10 protein-coding genes, 15 tRNA genes and 1 rRNA gene are annotated in these 15,741 nt (G+C 49.6%); 23 read left to right on the top strand and 3 right to left on the bottom strand.

Annotated features, from left to right (window positions below):
- The 21 genes from EH198_RS22900 to nifH form a co-directional block, all read left to right on the top strand.
- Positions 1–125 (top strand): 23S ribosomal RNA (locus EH198_RS22900); the annotation flags it as partial.
- Positions 126–187: 62 nt separating this feature from the next.
- Positions 188–263, top strand: a tRNA-Asn gene (locus EH198_RS22895).
- 4 nt (positions 264–267) lie between these two features.
- A tRNA-Ser gene (locus tag EH198_RS22890) sits at positions 268–359 on the top strand.
- 16 nt (positions 360–375) lie between these two features.
- Positions 376–450, top strand: a tRNA-Glu gene (locus EH198_RS22885).
- Between the two features lie 56 nt (positions 451–506).
- Positions 507–582, top strand: a tRNA-Val gene (locus EH198_RS22880).
- A gap of 30 nt (positions 583–612) precedes the next feature.
- Positions 613–689 (top strand) — tRNA-Met (locus EH198_RS22875).
- A gap of 25 nt (positions 690–714) precedes the next feature.
- Positions 715–791, top strand: a tRNA-Asp gene (locus tag EH198_RS22870).
- Positions 792–810: 19 nt separating this feature from the next.
- A tRNA-Phe gene (locus EH198_RS22865) sits at positions 811–886 on the top strand.
- A gap of 20 nt (positions 887–906) precedes the next feature.
- Positions 907–982, top strand: a tRNA-Thr gene (locus EH198_RS22860).
- A 7-nt stretch (positions 983–989) separates the two neighbouring features.
- Positions 990–1,075, top strand: a tRNA-Tyr gene (locus EH198_RS22855).
- 4 nt (positions 1,076–1,079) lie between these two features.
- A tRNA-Trp gene (locus EH198_RS22850) sits at positions 1,080–1,153 on the top strand.
- Between the two features lie 27 nt (positions 1,154–1,180).
- Positions 1,181–1,256 (top strand) — tRNA-His (locus EH198_RS22845).
- Between the two features lie 20 nt (positions 1,257–1,276).
- Positions 1,277–1,351 (top strand) — tRNA-Gln (locus EH198_RS22840).
- A gap of 4 nt (positions 1,352–1,355) precedes the next feature.
- Positions 1,356–1,430: transfer RNA gene (locus tag EH198_RS22835), tRNA-Gly, on the top strand.
- Between the two features lie 9 nt (positions 1,431–1,439).
- Positions 1,440–1,513 (top strand) — tRNA-Cys (locus EH198_RS22830).
- 41 nt (positions 1,514–1,554) lie between these two features.
- A tRNA-Leu gene (locus EH198_RS22825) sits at positions 1,555–1,633 on the top strand.
- Positions 1,634–1,852: 219 nt separating this feature from the next.
- The gene (locus EH198_RS22820; protein ID WP_124697827.1) at positions 1,853–3,202 is read left to right on the top strand and encodes a nitrogenase component 1; all 1,350 of its coding nucleotides are present in this window, start codon (positions 1,853–1,855) and stop codon (positions 3,200–3,202) included.
- 3 nt (positions 3,203–3,205) lie between these two features.
- Positions 3,206–4,231 carry a nitrogenase component 1 gene (locus tag EH198_RS22815; protein ID WP_124697826.1) on the top strand — a complete coding sequence of 342 codons (1,026 nt, stop codon included), beginning with the start codon at positions 3,206–3,208 and terminating at the stop codon, positions 4,229–4,231.
- Positions 4,182–4,472 (top strand): nitrogenase component 1, encoded by a 291-nt coding sequence (locus EH198_RS22810; RefSeq protein ID WP_185703031.1) that lies wholly within the window; start codon positions 4,182–4,184, stop codon positions 4,470–4,472. Before EH198_RS22815 ends, EH198_RS22810 begins: the two co-directional genes overlap by 50 nt.
- 271 nt (positions 4,473–4,743) lie before the next feature.
- A complete protein-coding gene (locus EH198_RS22805; RefSeq protein ID WP_124697824.1) occupies positions 4,744–5,211 on the top strand; it encodes a NifB/NifX family molybdenum-iron cluster-binding protein in 468 nt (155 codons plus the stop codon).
- A gap of 70 nt (positions 5,212–5,281) precedes the next feature.
- The gene (nifH, locus tag EH198_RS22800) at positions 5,282–6,169 is read left to right on the top strand and encodes a nitrogenase iron protein (RefSeq protein WP_124697823.1); all 888 of its coding nucleotides are present in this window, start codon (positions 5,282–5,284) and stop codon (positions 6,167–6,169) included.
- Positions 6,170–6,276: 107 nt separating this feature from the next.
- Here the strand turns inward: nifH and EH198_RS22795 are convergent, their stop codons facing one another.
- The 3 genes from EH198_RS22795 to EH198_RS22785 all read right to left on the bottom strand — a co-directional run bounded on the left by EH198_RS22795 (position 6,277) and on the right by EH198_RS22785 (position 11,423).
- Entirely contained in the window at positions 6,277–7,860 is a 1,584-nt protein-coding gene (locus EH198_RS22795) for an alpha-amylase family glycosyl hydrolase (RefSeq protein WP_124697822.1), read from the bottom strand.
- Positions 7,861–7,908: 48 nt separating this feature from the next.
- Positions 7,909–8,634: a hypothetical protein gene (locus EH198_RS22790; protein ID WP_124697821.1), complete on the bottom strand. Its 726-nt coding sequence runs from the start codon at positions 8,632–8,634 to the stop codon at positions 7,909–7,911.
- Between the two features lie 239 nt (positions 8,635–8,873).
- Positions 8,874–11,423: a glycoside hydrolase family 31 protein gene (locus tag EH198_RS22785; protein ID WP_246014505.1), complete on the bottom strand. Its 2,550-nt coding sequence runs from the start codon at positions 11,421–11,423 to the stop codon at positions 8,874–8,876.
- 634 nt (positions 11,424–12,057) lie between these two features.
- Between EH198_RS22785 and EH198_RS22780 the strand changes: the two genes are divergently transcribed.
- Together EH198_RS22780 and EH198_RS22775 are read left to right on the top strand one after the other, a co-directional pair.
- Positions 12,058–13,854 carry a glycoside hydrolase family 66 protein gene (locus tag EH198_RS22780; protein WP_124697820.1) on the top strand — a complete coding sequence of 599 codons (1,797 nt, stop codon included), beginning with the start codon at positions 12,058–12,060 and terminating at the stop codon, positions 13,852–13,854.
- An 82-nt stretch (positions 13,855–13,936) separates the two neighbouring features.
- Entirely contained in the window at positions 13,937–15,724 is a 1,788-nt protein-coding gene (locus EH198_RS22775; protein WP_124697819.1) for a cache domain-containing sensor histidine kinase, read from the top strand.
- Positions 15,725–15,741: the final 17 nt, after the last annotated feature.

Here is a 15,741-nt window from a genome sequence, read left to right as displayed (position 1 = left end):
CCCCCCTCAAGATGAGATTTCCCAATTAGTAAGACCCCTTGAAGACGACGAGGTAGATAGGTTGGAGGTGGAAGTGCAGCAATGCATGGAGCTGACCAATACTAATCGGTCGAGGGCTTATCCAAGATAAACGCAAGTTTCGTTTCGGTTCCAGTTTTCAGGCGATCAAGCCTGAATTGAATATTGTTCCCTGATAGCTCAGTTGGTAGAGCACTCGACTGTTAATCGAGTTGTCACAGGTTCGAGTCCTGTTCGGGGAGCCATTATGGAGAGGTGTCCGAGTTGGCCGAAGGAGCACGATTGGAAATCGTGTAGGCGTCAAAAGCGTCTCGAGGGTTCGAATCCCTCTCTCTCCGCCACTATATTTTAAGGTATGGCCCGTTGGTCAAGGGGTTAAGACACCTCCCTTTCACGGAGGTAACAGGGGTTCGAATCCCCTACGGGTCACCATCTTCAAACTTGCTTTACAGTAGAGATATCTGGTAAGATAACAATTGTTCTTTTATGGAGGCTTAGCTCAGCTGGGAGAGCATCTGCCTTACAAGCAGAGGGTCGGGGGTTCGATCCCCTCAGCCTCCACCATGATATTACTAAATAAATACTTTTTACTGACGCGGGGTGGAGCAGCCCGGTAGCTCGTCGGGCTCATAACCCGAAGGCCGCAGGTTCAAATCCTGCCCCCGCAACCAATTCTTCTTAGAGAAGAAGCCTCGTGGAACCGTGGTGTAGAGGCCTAACATGCCTGCCTGTCACGCAGGAGATCGCGGGTTCGAATCCCGTCGGTTCCGCCATTTATTTCAATACAGGTTTGGCTCGGTAGCTCAGTCGGTAGAGCAGAGGACTGAAAATCCTCGTGTCGGCGGTTCGATTCCGTCCCGAGCCACCATGAATTTAATAATTGAATAAGCCGGTGTAGCTCAACTGGTAGAGCAACTGACTTGTAATCAGTAGGTTGGGGGTTCAAGTCCTCTCGCCGGCACCATTTTCCTGGAGGATTAGCGAAGTGGCCAAACGCAGCAGACTGTAAATCTGTTCTCTTACGAGTTCGGTGGTTCGAATCCATCATCCTCCACCAGTTTAGGGGCATAGTTTAAAGGTAGAACAGCGGTCTCCAAAACCGTTAGTGTGGGTTCAATTCCTGCTGCCCCTGCCAAATTATTTCAGCATTCCATAACATATGGCGGTCGTGGCGAAGGGGTTAACGCACCGGATTGTGGCTCCGGCATTCGTGGGTTCAAGTCCCATCGATCGCCCCATATTATTTATTGGAATGTATTGGGGATTAGCCAAGCGGTAAGGCAACGGACTTTGACTCCGTCATGCATAGGTTCGAATCCTATATCCCCAGCCATTTTGCGGACGTGGCTCAGCGGTAGAGCATCGCCTTGCCAAGGCGAGGGTCGCGGGTTCGATTCCCGTCGTCCGCTCCATCTTTATACGGCGCCATAGCCAAGTGGTAAGGCACAGCTCTGCAAAAGCTCTATCCCCAGTTCGAATCTGGGTGGCGCCTCCATTGCTTTATTTAGAGGAAATGATCTCATTTCCATGATCCGCGCCGGTGTGGCGGAATGGCAGACGCGCGCGACTCAAAATCGTGAGGGAAACCGTGGAGGTTCGAGTCCTCTCACCGGCATCATCAAATAGGCTTATAAGATTGCTTTAGCGATCTTATAAGCCTATTTTTATTTTTATTTTTGCTTTTCTTTTTTTCTCCGACCAAAACATCAATACCACACTGCATACCACTTCCCCTGTGAAGCACGGACATTGCACCCAAATTCGATGAAATACATTATAAATATTGATAATTAAATATAATTAGATATAAATTGTATGATTGGAGGGTGATCCAATGCATCATTCCGGCTTGTTTGTTGAACCTGCATGCGAACATAATAATTGTCCGGATAAAATGGGCTGCTCCAGTCCAAAGCCGGGGGAGCGGACACACCCCTGCGCTTTTCAGGGCTCACAGTCGGTATTGATGCCGATTATAAACACGGCGCATTTGGTTCACGGCACTGCAAGCTGTCTTCAAAACGGCTGGGGAATGCTGAGGGCGCAGTCGCCTGGCGGCTCGTTGTCCAAGCTTGTGTTTTCGATGGGATTGACGGAAGAAGATTTAATGCTCGGCAGCGAGAAAAAGCTTCTGCAAATGATCGGCCATATTGTCCGTCGGCACCATCCGCCTTGTGTCTTTGTGTATGCGACCTGCGCCACTCTTTTTACAATGGAGGATTTGAATGCTGTGTGTGAAAAGGCGGAGCAGGCTTGGGGAATTCCGGTGATCGCCGTTCATAATCCGGGATTTGCCGGAGGCCAGAACATAGGGAGCCGGTATGCAGGGGAGGCCTTATTCGAGAAAGTGATCGGTACAACAACGGACGTCGAGGACAAAGAATGCACTCCGTTTGATATAAATTTAATCGGCGAGTATCCTTTTTCGCAAGAGATGAAGGAAATCGAAGGCTTATTGTCCGAGACGGGAATTCGTGTAGTGACGCGAATTGGGGGAGACTGTTCCTTTGATGAACTGCGTGCGGCCCATTTTGCGAAGGTGAATATGCTTGTAGGCGGCAGGTCGATGTTGAATTTGGCCAGGCACATGCAGGATTCGTTCGGTATTCCTTTTTGTGAGGGATCTTTCTGCGGGTCCAATGAAATCCGGTTCTCTCTGCGTCAGCTTGCTTACTACTTTCAGGATGCGGAGCTGGATGACAGACTTCAACGGTATATGCGGAAGGAGGAGGCGCGCGTTCGCAAAGAAATTTCCTTGACCTGCAAACCTCTGAAGGGAAAAAAAGTCGTGCTCTTTACGGAAGGGGCGGAGAGCTGGTTGTATATCTCGGCGCTGTATGAGCTCGGTCTGCGGATCGCGGCCATCGGCACCCATTCAAATGCCCGGGAAGATGTGTCCCGAATCAAGGAAAGAATCAAGGATGACACCCTGATCATTACGGAGATTGACGAAAAAAGCATACTTGAGCTGTATGAGGGACGGAAAGCCGATCTGATGATCGTCAGCGGGCGAAGCGCCTATGTGCCTTTAAAAGAGAAAATACCGTTTCTGGATATTGACGGAGAGCGCCTGAAGTTGTACTCGGGATATGCCGGCTTGCGGAGAATGGCCGAGGATCTTATGAATATTTTGGAACAGCCCATTTGGCAAATGGTCCGCCGCCGTTCGCCGTGGGAGGTGTGACCGATGAGTATACATTTCAGTTCGGCTACCGGACCGCTGCCGGGCAATCTCCTGCTTGGCAACCAGACGATTGGCGGCGTGCTTTCCCTTCAGGGAATTTACCGCTCCATCCCTATTCTGCACGGGGTATCGGGGTGTGCTGAATCAATCCGGACGGTCTTGTCCCGCCACTTCCGCGAACCCGTCTCTATACAAAATGTATCCATTCAAGATTCCGATGTCATCCTCGGTGCCGACAAAGTGGTCTGTGAAGCGATCCGGCATGCAATGTCCGAGGATAGCCCGGATGTCATTGCCCTTATCGGCACTTCGTTAACGGAGGCGACCAGAGAGGATTTGCAGGGAATTACAAGCCGTTATTTGGAGGAGAACCGGCCGGTTTTTCAAGACAAGCTGCTGTTGACCCTGTCGCTTCCGGATTATGAGGGCTCGATTGAATCGGGATATGCCCGTGTTGTACATGCCGTAATCGAAGAAATAATCAATTCCCGTCCCAAAGCCCCGCCCAAAAAACACCGCAACCGGATCAACCTCCTGCCTGGTCCTCATCTGACACCGGGAGATGTTATGGAATTAAAAGAAATCATCGCTTCGTTTGGCATGGAGGTTATCGTACTACCCGATCTGTCTTCTTCGCTGACGGGTCATCTGCTGACAGGCCATACCTCTTTATCCCGAGGCGGGGTTCCCTTGGACTATCTGAAAGAAATGGTTTCCTCCGGCTGCACCGTAGCGGTCGGACGCTGCATGGAGCCCTGCGCCAAGCTGCTCAGTAAAGAGCTGAACATCCCTTATCGTGTATTCCAAGGCATAACCGGTCTGCAGGAGACGGATGAATTCTTTCAATTCCTGCTTGAGCTGAGCGGAAGCGAGGTTCAGGTCAAATACCGCTGGCAGCGGCAGTTTCTTCTGGATTGCATGCTGGACACTTGTTCAACGTTCAGAGGGAAGCGGATTGTCGCGGCTAGAGCCGGACCATTTGCGCTCGCTGTCCCAGTGGCTTTCGGAAGTCGGCGTCAAGTCGTTTGAGCATGTCCATGAATCGCTGATATTCGAAAAAGAAACGGCGCAGACAGCCGATTTATGGATCGGCAGCTCTTACAGCGAATCGGTGGCGGAAGAAAGGGGCATTCCTTTTATTCCTTTCGGCTTTCCTGTGTTTAACCGCTTCGGCTCCTCTTTTCATGTCAGTGTTGGCTATCGGGGGACGGCGGAAATGGTGAACTATTTTGGAAATGTTCTGATGAATGGAAGAGAAGTCTTTCGATAAGCGCATCTTGTGCGCTTTTCTTTTTAACAATGTAAGCGATTTATTCCTAAAATGAAAGCGGATAATCAGAGGTTTATGTAAGATAACATGACGCAGTGTTTGAACGATTTGTCAAAGAGTAATGTATGCGCTTAAGTGTCATTGACAGCTTTTGTCTACAAAGTCTAAGATGGCTCTAACGAGTTAAACCAACTCCCGCATCATGTTATGTAATATCACACGCGACTTTCTCATTGCTTATCATTAACCTTTCTTAAAAGGAGGCGTTTCAGTGGAAACGATTGACGCCGCCGACGAAGCAAGCCGTCAGATGGCAGAGAAGCAGCAGGCGGGCGAGGAGCATACTCCGAAATCGGCCGGGCTTCCGGCATCCGAACTTGCCGCGGTCCGAATCGCTGTTGCAACACGGGGCGGCGGGAAAGTTAATGTACACTTTGGTCACGCGAGCGAGTTTTGGATCTATGACGTCTCGGAACAAAAGACGAAGCTTTTGGAAGTACGCAAGGTTGAAGCGTATTGCAGCGGAAGGGCCGAGTGCAGCAGTCCGGATGACAAAAAGAAGATTTTTGACGATACGGCGGCCATGCTCGGTGATTGCCAAATGCTATTGTGCTCGGGGATCGGCGATTCGCCAAGGCGCAAGCTTTTGCAAAAAGGGATTGCAGCACTTTCCGGTAAAGGCGGCATCGAAGAGCTGCTGCTGGAAAGCGTCGAGTTCTACAAAGATTTAGGGATTTGATGACGACGGCCGTTCAGGACTTATATCAATAAATAACCTAAGTATTCTATATAATGGAGGATGATTATTCATGAGTAAGAAACCAAGACAAATCGCATTCTACGGTAAGGGCGGTATCGGTAAATCCACGACTTCGCAAAACACGCTGGCTCAGTTGGCTACTACTTTTGGTCAAAAGATCATGATCGTAGGCTGTGACCCTAAGGCTGACTCCACTCGTTTAATCCTGAACACGAAAGCTCAACAAACAGTGCTTCACATGGCCGCTGAACTGGGTTCGGTCGAAGACCTCGAACTGGAAGACGTAGTAGCAACCGGCTTTGGCGACATCCTCTGCGTTGAGTCCGGCGGTCCGGAACCAGGCGTAGGCTGTGCAGGCCGCGGTATCATCACTTCCATCAACTTCCTGGAAGAGCAAGGCGCTTATGACGGCATGGACTTTATCTCTTACGACGTACTCGGTGACGTTGTATGCGGCGGTTTCGCAATGCCTATCCGCGAGAACAAAGCGCAAGAAATCTACATCGTCTGCTCCGGCGAAATGATGGCTATGTACGCAGCCAACAACATCGCACGCGGTATTCTGAAATATGCTCAAAGCGGCAGCGTTCGTCTGGGCGGCCTGATCTGTAACTCCCGTAACACCGACCGTGAAGACGAGCTGATCATGGAACTTGCACGTCGCTTGAACACGCAAATGATCCACTTCGTACCTCGCGACAACGTCGTTCAACATGCCGAGCTGAGAAGAATGACGGTTACTCAGTACAACCCTGAGCACAACCAAGCCAACGAGTACAAACAACTGGCTGACAAAATCCTGCACAACGAAATGCTGAACATTCCGACTCCGATCGAAATGGACGAACTGGAACAACTGCTGATCGATTTCGGTGTGGTGGAAGACGAAGAAACGGCTCTGAAAAAACTGGAATCCAAGGAAGCAGCCAACGCCTAATCGACGAGAAGGCCTACGGCTGTGCATGAAATCATAAAATAATGGAACAGGCTTGTAAAACCGCTGATTCAGCCGTTTTACAAGCCTGTTTGTACATTAGCCCAACCTTATTTCAAACCGAAGGTTGTTGTATAGGCCGGGATGGTGATGTTCAGCTGATCGCCGGCTTTCTTGATTTTCACTTCATTTGAAGTGGAGAATTCGATCTTGCGCCCCTGCCATGCTTCGTTGGACAATTGGATCGTTACCGTTTCACCGCTCAGATTATGCAGAACGAGTACGGAGTCGTCTTCAAATGTTCTGGAGTATCCCATAATGCGGCTGTCTCCGGTCGGCATCTCCCGGATGTCGCCTTTCATTAGGGCAGGGCTCTCATGACGGAAGCGGATCAGCTCTTTGTAATGGGAGAGCAGGGAGTCCTTATCTTTCGCCTGCGCCTCTACGGAGACGGCGTCCGAACCTGTATTATCGCGGGGAGCCTCCCAATCCGTTTGCCCTTCTCCGCTTTCAGGGTACCACCGGAACGGCTCACGGAGAAACTCATCCGGTTTTTGCCCAAGCATTCCGATTTCCTCTCCATAATAAATGAACGGGTTGCCTGGTAAAGTGAGCAGGATGGAGGCGGCCAATTTCGCTTTATTGACATCCCCGTTCAGTAAGGACATGGTACGCACCTGGTCGTGATTGGTCAGGAAAGGGGCGTCGATTGGATTTGATCCGTTTTGGCGATACAAATCAAGAGCGCTCTTTTCAAACGCTGCCAGTCCATTGTCCGAGCCGTTCTGCACGGCATCCAAAATCTTCGAAGACAAGTCGAAGTTAAATGAAGAATCCAGCGCTTTGTAATAAGGCGCAATTTTGTTCGGACGGTCCCACACTTCTCCAACCAGATAAACATCCGGCTTGACCTCGGCAAGTCCCCGCTTAAACTCATCCCACCATACGACATTCTTATCCGCTTCATCTGCTTTGCTGTAGATATGCATGGCTGCGTCGAGGCGGAATCCGTCCGCTCCCTGGTTCAGCCAATACTTCCCGACATTGATCATCTCTTCACGCAATTTGGGATTGTCAAAGTTCAAATCCGGCATGAAATCGACGAACAGAGCGTAGTAATAGTCCCCGGAGCCCGGGTACGTCTCATACCAGAGCTGCTGTCCCCAGGGTCCTTTTTCATTCAGGTCTGTGTTCTCGTCGGCCCATATATAATAATCCCGGTACGGGCTGTTCTTGTCCTTTGCGGCTTCCTGAAACCACGGGTGCTTGTTGCTGGTATGGTTGAGCGCAAGATCGATCGTCACTTTCATTCCCCGCTTATGCGCTTCTTGCGTCAGGCGGCGGAAGTCTTCCGTGCTGCCATACTGCGGATCTACACTGTAGAAATCCGTCGTATCATACTTATGATAGCTGGGGGAAGGACTGATCGGCATCAGCCACAGCGAATCGACGCCCAAATCTTTCTTCGTATGCGGGTTTCCATCATTTAAATAATCCAGCTTTTGCAGGATGCCGTTCAGGTCGCCGTTTCCGTCTTTGTTAGAGTCATAGAAGGAATTGACGTAAATCTCGTAATAGACGCCCAAGTTAGAATCACTTTGCGGCACGGGATGTACTTCGCTTTTGGCAAGAGCGCCTGTGGCGAAGCTGAACAATAAGGGCAGGGATAAGGCCATGGATGTAACTTTTTTCATCTTTGAAACCTCTTTTCCTTAAAATAATTTGGTTTTTGGTTTTGAATCTTAATTTGCGGAACCGTAATCGGCATCGATGATCGTATCCATGGAATGTCCGCTTTCCGTCAACGTTTCAACTACCGGACCCAAATACAGATCGGTCTGCCAATACCCGGATTCCGGCAGGTCGACTTGTACGGTATGCGTTCCCGGTCCATAGGTTTGGGTTACATTGTCGTACACGTGCTGATTCTCGTAGGGCTTTCCGTCTTCCTGAGGAATAACGCCTTCCGGGTAGATATAGCTGGAGAAGCTGATCTCGACTTCCCCGATGCCTTCAGGGACCGTAAACGTTGCCGTTCCGCCGTGAACATCGGATTTGAAATATTGGTCGAACGGACGCTCGGGCTGGTTTTGTTCAGCGGCTTCACGGGTTTCCTCTACGGTAATGGATTCGCTCCACAATACGCCCGTTCCCGGATGGCCCGAACGCTGATAGGCTTTAAACATATAGTTTCCCTGTTCCAGAAGAGCCGGCGTGAAAGTCAACTCCTGCGATTCGCCGGGAGCTAATGTTTCGACCACGCCTGAGGCAACGACTTCGCCGTTCTTTGGATTACCGGTGTCGCTGCGAAACACCTCATAGACCGTTTCGCCCTGCATCTGGGAGCCGCCATTCTTAATGGTTGCCGAAATTCCATCGCCGGTCGTTTCCTGGCCGGTAAATTGCAATGTACTTTTATCCCACGCCGCTTTAGCCGGCTGGACCTTGCTGCTTTTCTGGTTTTCCATCTGTCCGTTGTTGACTTTTTCAGCAAACGCAGTATGTAAGGGTTGGACAAACGGAAAGGCTAGTAACGATAGGAAAAGGACTGCGGCGGAGACTATTTTTGTATACTTCATATCAGGTACGCTCATTTCTTCGAAGTCTGGTTGGGTAGATGCGGCATCGCCTAAAGGATAGGAAAACGGGTGAAGCCGAAGATGCTTACCCGTTTTCCTTTCTTTCGGCAATAGCCGAGAAATCGTTATTATTGAATTTTTACGCTGCTGTTTTCACCGGCTGGGATCTTGACATACAGAACTTTTTCAGCCGAATCGAAATAGTAGCCACTTTCCTGCCCGTTCAATTGTTCTAAGCTGCCCGCTTGATCATATTTGTGCTCGGCAGCCTGAATTTTCTTCGGCTGCTCGGCATCATGCAGCTTAAGCGTGTAGGACTTAACGGCGGAAGCGTAGTGTTGAGCTTTTTTGTCCTGCTTGAACTCGATGTGGTTGCCTTTCTTATCCACTTGGAATTCAGTGATATTAAATTCGCCTTGCTTGTAGTCCATGGTCTCGGCATCGTCCTCGTAGAAGCTGTAGCTGGCTTTATCTTCCAGGTAAGTGTCGAGAATCAGATTTTCCAGCTTCTTCTCATCGGTAGATTGCTCCACTTCCTGACGAGGGATAATCGAATTGTTTTTCACAAAGATAGGCAGTGTTCCAAGCTCGGCGTTTACCGTGATCGACTGGTTGCCTTCATACTTCTTGCCAGTCCAATAATCCACCCATGTCTCGCCTGCAGGCAGATATACTTCACGGCTCGTTTGGCCTTCTTTGACAACAGGTGCAAGCATCATCGAATCGCCGAACATAAACTGATCTTCGATGTTATAGGTTTTCGCATCGTCCTGGAACTGGTAAACGAGCGGCTGTTGGACCGGCTGACCGTTCTCGGCCGATTCTTTAAACTGGTTGTACAAGTAAGGCATCAGCTCGTAACGCATCGAGATGTATTTGCGGCTGATATCTTCAACCTCTTTGCCGAATTCCCAAGGCTCTTGTCCGCTTCCGAGTCCCGATTTCGCGCTGTTGTCATAGTGGTCGCGGGCAAACGGCAGGAAGGCGCCGACCTCGATCCATCTTGCGAACAGTTCAGGTGTCGGAACATTGCCCGGCGATTTCGCAAAGCCGCCGATATCATTGCCGACAAACGGAACCCCAGACAAACCGACGTTAGCATTCATCGGAATCGACATTTGCAGATGCTCCCAGTTACTTACGTTGTCCCCGGTCCAGAGCGCCGCATAGCGCTGCGTTCCTGCATACATGTCGCGGGTTAACACGAATGGACGGGTGTTCGGTTTGTTTTTGATGAAGCCGTTATATGTCGCCTCGGTTTCAAGATGTCCATAAAGATTGTGAGCTTCCGTATGAAGTTTCTTCTCCCCGTTGTCGTCTTCAAACACGACATCCAGCGGCATCGTATGGAAAGGGCCGTCAAATACGGCAGGCTCGTTCATATCGTTCCAGATCCCGTCGACGCCCTCATTCAAGAGAGTTCCGAGATTGCTGGCCCACCAGTCGCGGACATCCGACTTCAGGAAGTTCGGGAAGGCGGATCTACCCGGCCATACATCGCCGAAGAAGGTAGAGCCGTCCGGATTTTTCGCCCAGTAATCGTTGGCGGTTCCTTCCTGATACATGCGGTAGTTCTCGTCCTGCTTGACGGCCGGGTCGTTGATTGTAATGGCGTGGAAGCCTTCGTCCTTCAGCGTCTTCAGCGCTTGTTTATACTGGTCGTTCCAGGTGAACACGCGGTATCCGTCCATGTAGTCGATATCAAAATGCATCGTATCCAGTGGGATTTTCTTCTCGCGGTATGTTTTGGCCACATTCACGAGTTCTTCCGGTGTGTATCCCCATTTACTTTGATGGAAGCCCAGAGACCACATTGGAGGTGTCTCGGATTTTCCTGTCAGTTCGGTATACCGGTCGATAACGTCGCCGATTTCCGGACCGTTGATGAAGTAGTAAGTAAGTGTGCCGCCATTGGCGTAGAAGTAGTAATAATCGTCTTTTTCGCTAGCCATTTCATAATAGGAGCGATTCGTATTGTCGAAGAAAATGCCGTAGGCTTTTTTATCTTTCAGCCCGAGGAAGAATGGAATGGACGTGTACAGATATTTGGTGTTCTTGTTATAGGAATAAGCGTCCGTGTTCCACATGCCGAGGCTTTTGCCGCGTTTGTTCAGCCCGCCGGATTGCTCGCCGAAACCGTAAAAGTTTTCAGTGGTATCCGTCTTTTTAAACACATACGGCTTGCCGTTTTCATAGCCGGCACCCTGTGCCGCATCTTCGTTGATGACGTTCCCTTGCTTGTCCAGGAATTTGACGCCAAACGGTTGTTTGTTAATTTTTACAGTCAGCTCACCGGTGGAAAGGATGTACTCTTTATCCGTTTCCTTGGAGCTGAATTTTGGCGTCTTCCAGTCCTTCTTGGCAATTCCAGGGGAGATGAACTCGTCTTCGCCGTTTTTAACTACCGAGATTTTTGCCATGTCCTCTGAAAAGAGCCTGATAAATCCCTGATAATCCCCCAAGTTCAACTTTACTCCGTTTTCAAGAGCTTCCAACGATTGTACGGATAATGGCTTAAGATTCTGCTTGTTCAGCGGAGTGTCCGCTTCCGGCTGCGTTTCCGCAAAAGCCACGTTTGCCGGCAGTACCGCAGCAAATGTTCCGGTCAGCAGACTCAGGCACATGGCAGCTTGCGCCAGTTTTTTCGACATGATTGTAGCCTTTAACCTTTTACGCATACGTTTCTCTCTCCCACTCTGAAATAGTTTTGTATAGCAGGCATCCATTCCGAGGAGCGCAAGCTCCCGCTTCCGGCTGCCTATTCCAAGTTAGCAAGGAAAAAACGCTTGAACAATGGGGAGAACCTCCTATGGGATTGTCGAAAAAACCGAGAAGACGTATTTGAAACCGATTTCAAAAATAAGGGCCGATCCGACTAAAACCATGCCTGACAAGGAGTTCGAGCTTTTTTCGCTTTTTATTTTCCTTTCGTACAGTAAATCAATTTATTACCACTAATATGGAAAAATGTGTAATATAATAGTTCCGCAGGTCTAAGGGACTGCCGTTCTGAATCTTTTGCCGGCGAAGAGTCAACCTCTTAAATTATTGGATTTTGTGAAATTGGACACTAAAACCGTCCGATCTTGCAATGAATGCACAATTTTTAATAAAAAAGCCCGGTTTATAAAAAATCAAGAGGGGGTGCAATTTCTTATGTGAATTCGTAAAAATAAGACACCGTGTAAAATTGTCAGCGCATACATGCTTGATATGACAACAAAAACACGAATTGAGTGCTAAAAATGACCATTTGCTCCGGAGAAGGGTTTCCCGGATAATGAACAAAAAGTTAAGAACAGGAGTGAGAGAATGAGACGCGCCAGATTGATGCGGATGGCCATGGTTTTTGCGTTCTGCGCTGCTGTAACGATGACTTCGGCCTGCGAGAAAGCTCCAGACACCGTCCAGAGCCCGCCTAAGAATGCCGAAATTCATAAAGGTTCCCTGTTGAAAGGGCTGTCCACGAATAAAGCGGCTTATTGGCCCGGGGAGGCCGTCCGCTTTCAATTGAAGTTAAAGCAGCCTGCGCCGGGCGGAACCGTCCATATCCGATATCTGCATTTGGACCGGATTATAAAGGAAGAGAGGCTGCAGGCCGAAGGGGACAAGCTGGCCTGGAGCTGGGAGCCACCCCGGGAAGAAGGACAAGGCTATTTGGCCGAAGTAGTCTATGAGCGGGAAGGCGAGGCGGATCAGATGAACATCGCTGTGGACGTTTCCTCCGATTGGGGGGAATTTCCCCGTTACGGTTATTTGGCCGATTTCCCGTACATGAACACGGGCGAGATGTCCCGGGTCATCGAACGCTTAAACCGTTTCCATATCAACGGCATTCAATTCTACGATTGGCAGTACAAGCATCAGGAGCCTATTCGTCTGGAAGAAGGCAGGCCAGCTGCGGAGTGGAAGGATATTGCCAACCGCTCCGTATCGTTTAATACGGTGAAAGACTATATCGGCTTGGCCCACGATCACGGCATGAAGGCCATGAACTATAACCTGCTGTTTGGCGCCTATGCGGACGCGGAACAGGACGGTGTGAACAGAGAGTGGGGCTTGTTCAAGGACCCGGGCGGCAACGATCAGGATAAGCACCCTCTTCCGGACGAATGGGCAAGCGATATTGATCTGTATGATCCCTCCAACCGGGATTGGCAGAATTACTTGACCGGGAAGGAAATCAAGACGTTCGACACGCTTCCTTTTGACGGCTGGCATGTGGATCAGTTGGGAGACAGAGGCGAATTGTGGACCCATGACGGCAAAAGCGTCAACCTCGCCGCGACCTATCCGTCATTCTTGAATGCGGCCAAGGAAAAGCTTGATGTGGATTATGTCATGAACGCTGTCGGCCAGTTCGGCCAGGAAGCTATTGCCCGGGAAGCGCCGGTCAAGTTTCTGTACACCGAGGTATGGGGCAACCATCCGCAGTACCGGAATTTGAAAGAAGTGATTGACGAGAACTCGGGATACAGCGGAAACCGGCTGAATACGGTATTGGCCGCTTATATGAATTATCATTTATCCGATTCGCCGGGAACGTTCAATACGCCGGGGATTCTGCTGACGGATGCGGTGATTTTTGCCTCCGGCGGGTCCCACCTGGAGCTTGGGGAGAATATGCTGTCCAAAGAATATTTTCCTCATAAAAATTTAAGCGTATCACCGGAATTGGAAGAACAGTTAATTCAATACTACGATTTTCTGGTAGCGTATCAGAATCTGCTGCGGGATCACCCCGAAGAATCGAGCCTGAAAGCCGAAGGGACGGAAGTCGCCGTATCGGATCAAGCGGAGCAAGGCAAAGTATGGTCCTTCTCCAAACGCAAAGATGGAAAAGACATCGTGCACTTCATCAATTTCACCGATGCTTCCACTATGGATTGGAATGATGATCACGGAACGCAGACGGAGCCGGCAGAACGGCGGAACGTTACTGTCTCCGTTAAGACGGATCGCCCGGTTTCCAAAGTGTGGTTCGCTTCCCCTGATCAAAACGGAGGCTCGCCCCAGGCTTTACCATTCTCGCAGCGGGACGGCGTTGTGGAATGGGAGCTGCCCGTACTGAAATATTGGGACATGGCGGTTGTCGAATATAAGGAGTAGAGGGGATTCACCTAAAATATAACATTGGTATTGAGTCTTACATTTTGTACAATTTAGAAAGAGACGAAATAGGAGAGGCATTATGCTGAAAAAATTAAGAGTATCCAAAAGCTTTACCGCCAAAATCATAGTGGTCCTCCTGCTCGTTATTTTGATCCCGACCGTCTTTACGAGCTTGTCCTTCTATTGGGTATCGGACGCCATCCTCAAAAAGAACGTGAGAGAGTCTACTCTGCAAATTGCCGAGCAGACGGCGGATTCGCTCTCTTTTATACTAAACGTGGGGATTGACACCTCCGATTTTATTTCCAGCGATCCGAACATCCAGCGCGCCGCATTACAAATTAATGGAAATGCATTCGAAGAGAACTGGAGTTTTCAATATATTAATACACTGCTGAACAATTACGTCTATTCCAACTCCTTCGTTAAAATCGTTTATCTATTGAAAGAAGAGGGAAAAGGATGGGGCAGCGGAACCTTTTCCGACTCCGAACTTAAGCAGATCCACCTTTCTGACCAGGCGTGGGTGAAAGAAGCCAGACGGAAGAACGGAGAGCTGGTTTGGGAGGGCCTTCAGTATGACCATTTAAGCGGCGGGGGAGAAAATACGGACCTGGTTTTGCCGGTTGGAAGAGTGTTGAAGGATTTTGATACGATGAAAAATATCGGGCTGGTTCAGGTTCAATTGGACGGTCAGTCGATTCTGGGGACCGTTCAGAAGCTGAAGCTCGGGAATACGGGCAAGTTCTTCGTCGTCGATTCGGAAGGGCGGATCATGATCGATTCCAACCTCGAAATAATCAACAATAGAGTACGGAATCCCGATTTGTATACCAGTATTGTAGACAATGACAGAGTGGAGTTCGAGTTTGAAATGGAAGGCATCCCCTATTACGGGGTTAAGCAGCTGCTCAGCAATGGCTGGATGCTTGTGGGAACCGTTCCCGTAAACGAAATCAGCGGGCAGCTGGAACGGCTTCAGAGCCGGATATTGCTGACTTCCGCCATATTCTCCATGATAGCGGTCGGCATCGGCCTTTTCGTAGCCGGGATGGTGACCAAACCCGTAAAGCAGCTTACCCAAAGCATGCTGCGCGTTCAGCAAGGAGATCTGGGAACACGGACTGATATTCGTACAGCCGATGAAATCGGATTTTTAAGCAAGCAGTTTAACAAAATGGTTCATGAAATCGGGAAGTTAATGCAGCAGGTGGAGAATGAACAGAACGAGAAGCATCACGCGGAACTTCGGGCTGTAATGCACCGGATTCATCCGCATTTTCTGTTCAACACGTTAAGCACACTGCGCTGGCTTATCGATTCCGGCCAGAACGACCGCGCATCCGAGGTATTGTCGGCGCTAAACCATCTGCTTGAGGCCAATATGGGCAAGAACGGCGTCATGATTACAGTGGATGAGGAGCTCGATATTATTCGGAAGTACCTGATCATTCTGGAGCTGCGCTACGAGAAACACTTTCATCTGGAGCTGAACATCGAACCCGGAACGGAGAAAATCATGATTCCCCGGATGCTGCTGCAGCCGCTCGTGGAGAACGCCATATTCCATGGAATTGTGCCGAAAAATACAGATGGCAGGATCTCGATCACGATCCGAAATAACGGCGAAGGCATCGAATTTCTGGTGGAAGACGATGGCAGGGGCATTGGCGAAGAGAAACTAAGGCTGTTAAATGAAGCGAAGACCGCTGTAGAAAAAGAAGAAATCGGCATCGGTCTGCGCCATATCTATGACACACTGCGGCTCTATTACGACCAAAATTGGGAATGTTCAATTGTAAGCGGCCGCGGGCAAGGAACGGCAGTACGCATTTTATTAAAAAAGCCGAAAGAAACGACCTCTTAGAACTAGTGGAGCGGGGG

Origin of the sequence: Paenibacillus rhizophilus, from assembly GCF_003854965.1 — a bacterium.
GTDB classification, from domain to species: Bacteria; Bacillota; Bacilli; order Paenibacillales; family Paenibacillaceae; genus Paenibacillus_AQ; species Paenibacillus_AQ rhizophilus.
The sequence above is the reverse complement of the archived record's forward strand: the minus strand, read 5'-3'. Positions and strand labels throughout refer to the sequence as shown.

Bases quoted from the DNA above. Each gene is read 5' to 3' on its own strand.
- EH198_RS22820 (WP_124697827.1), top strand. From the start codon at position 1,853: ATGCATCATTCCGGCTTGTTTGTTGAACCTGCATGCGAACATAATAAT.
- EH198_RS22775 (WP_124697819.1), top strand. From the start codon at position 13,937: ATGCTGAAAAAATTAAGAGTATCCAAAAGCTTTACCGCCAAAATCATA.
- EH198_RS22795 (WP_124697822.1), bottom strand. From the start codon at position 7,860: ATGAAAAAAGTTACATCCATGGCCTTATCCCTGCCCTTATTGTTCAGC.
- nifH (WP_124697823.1), top strand. From the start codon at position 5,282: ATGAGTAAGAAACCAAGACAAATCGCATTCTACGGTAAGGGCGGTATC.
- EH198_RS22815 (WP_124697826.1), top strand. From the start codon at position 3,206: ATGAGTATACATTTCAGTTCGGCTACCGGACCGCTGCCGGGCAATCTC.
- EH198_RS22785 (WP_246014505.1), bottom strand. From the start codon at position 11,423: ATGCGTAAAAGGTTAAAGGCTACAATCATGTCGAAAAAACTGGCGCAA.
- EH198_RS22780 (WP_124697820.1), top strand. From the start codon at position 12,058: ATGAGACGCGCCAGATTGATGCGGATGGCCATGGTTTTTGCGTTCTGC.
- EH198_RS22790 (WP_124697821.1), bottom strand. From the start codon at position 8,634: ATGGAAAACCAGAAAAGCAGCAAGGTCCAGCCGGCTAAAGCGGCGTGG.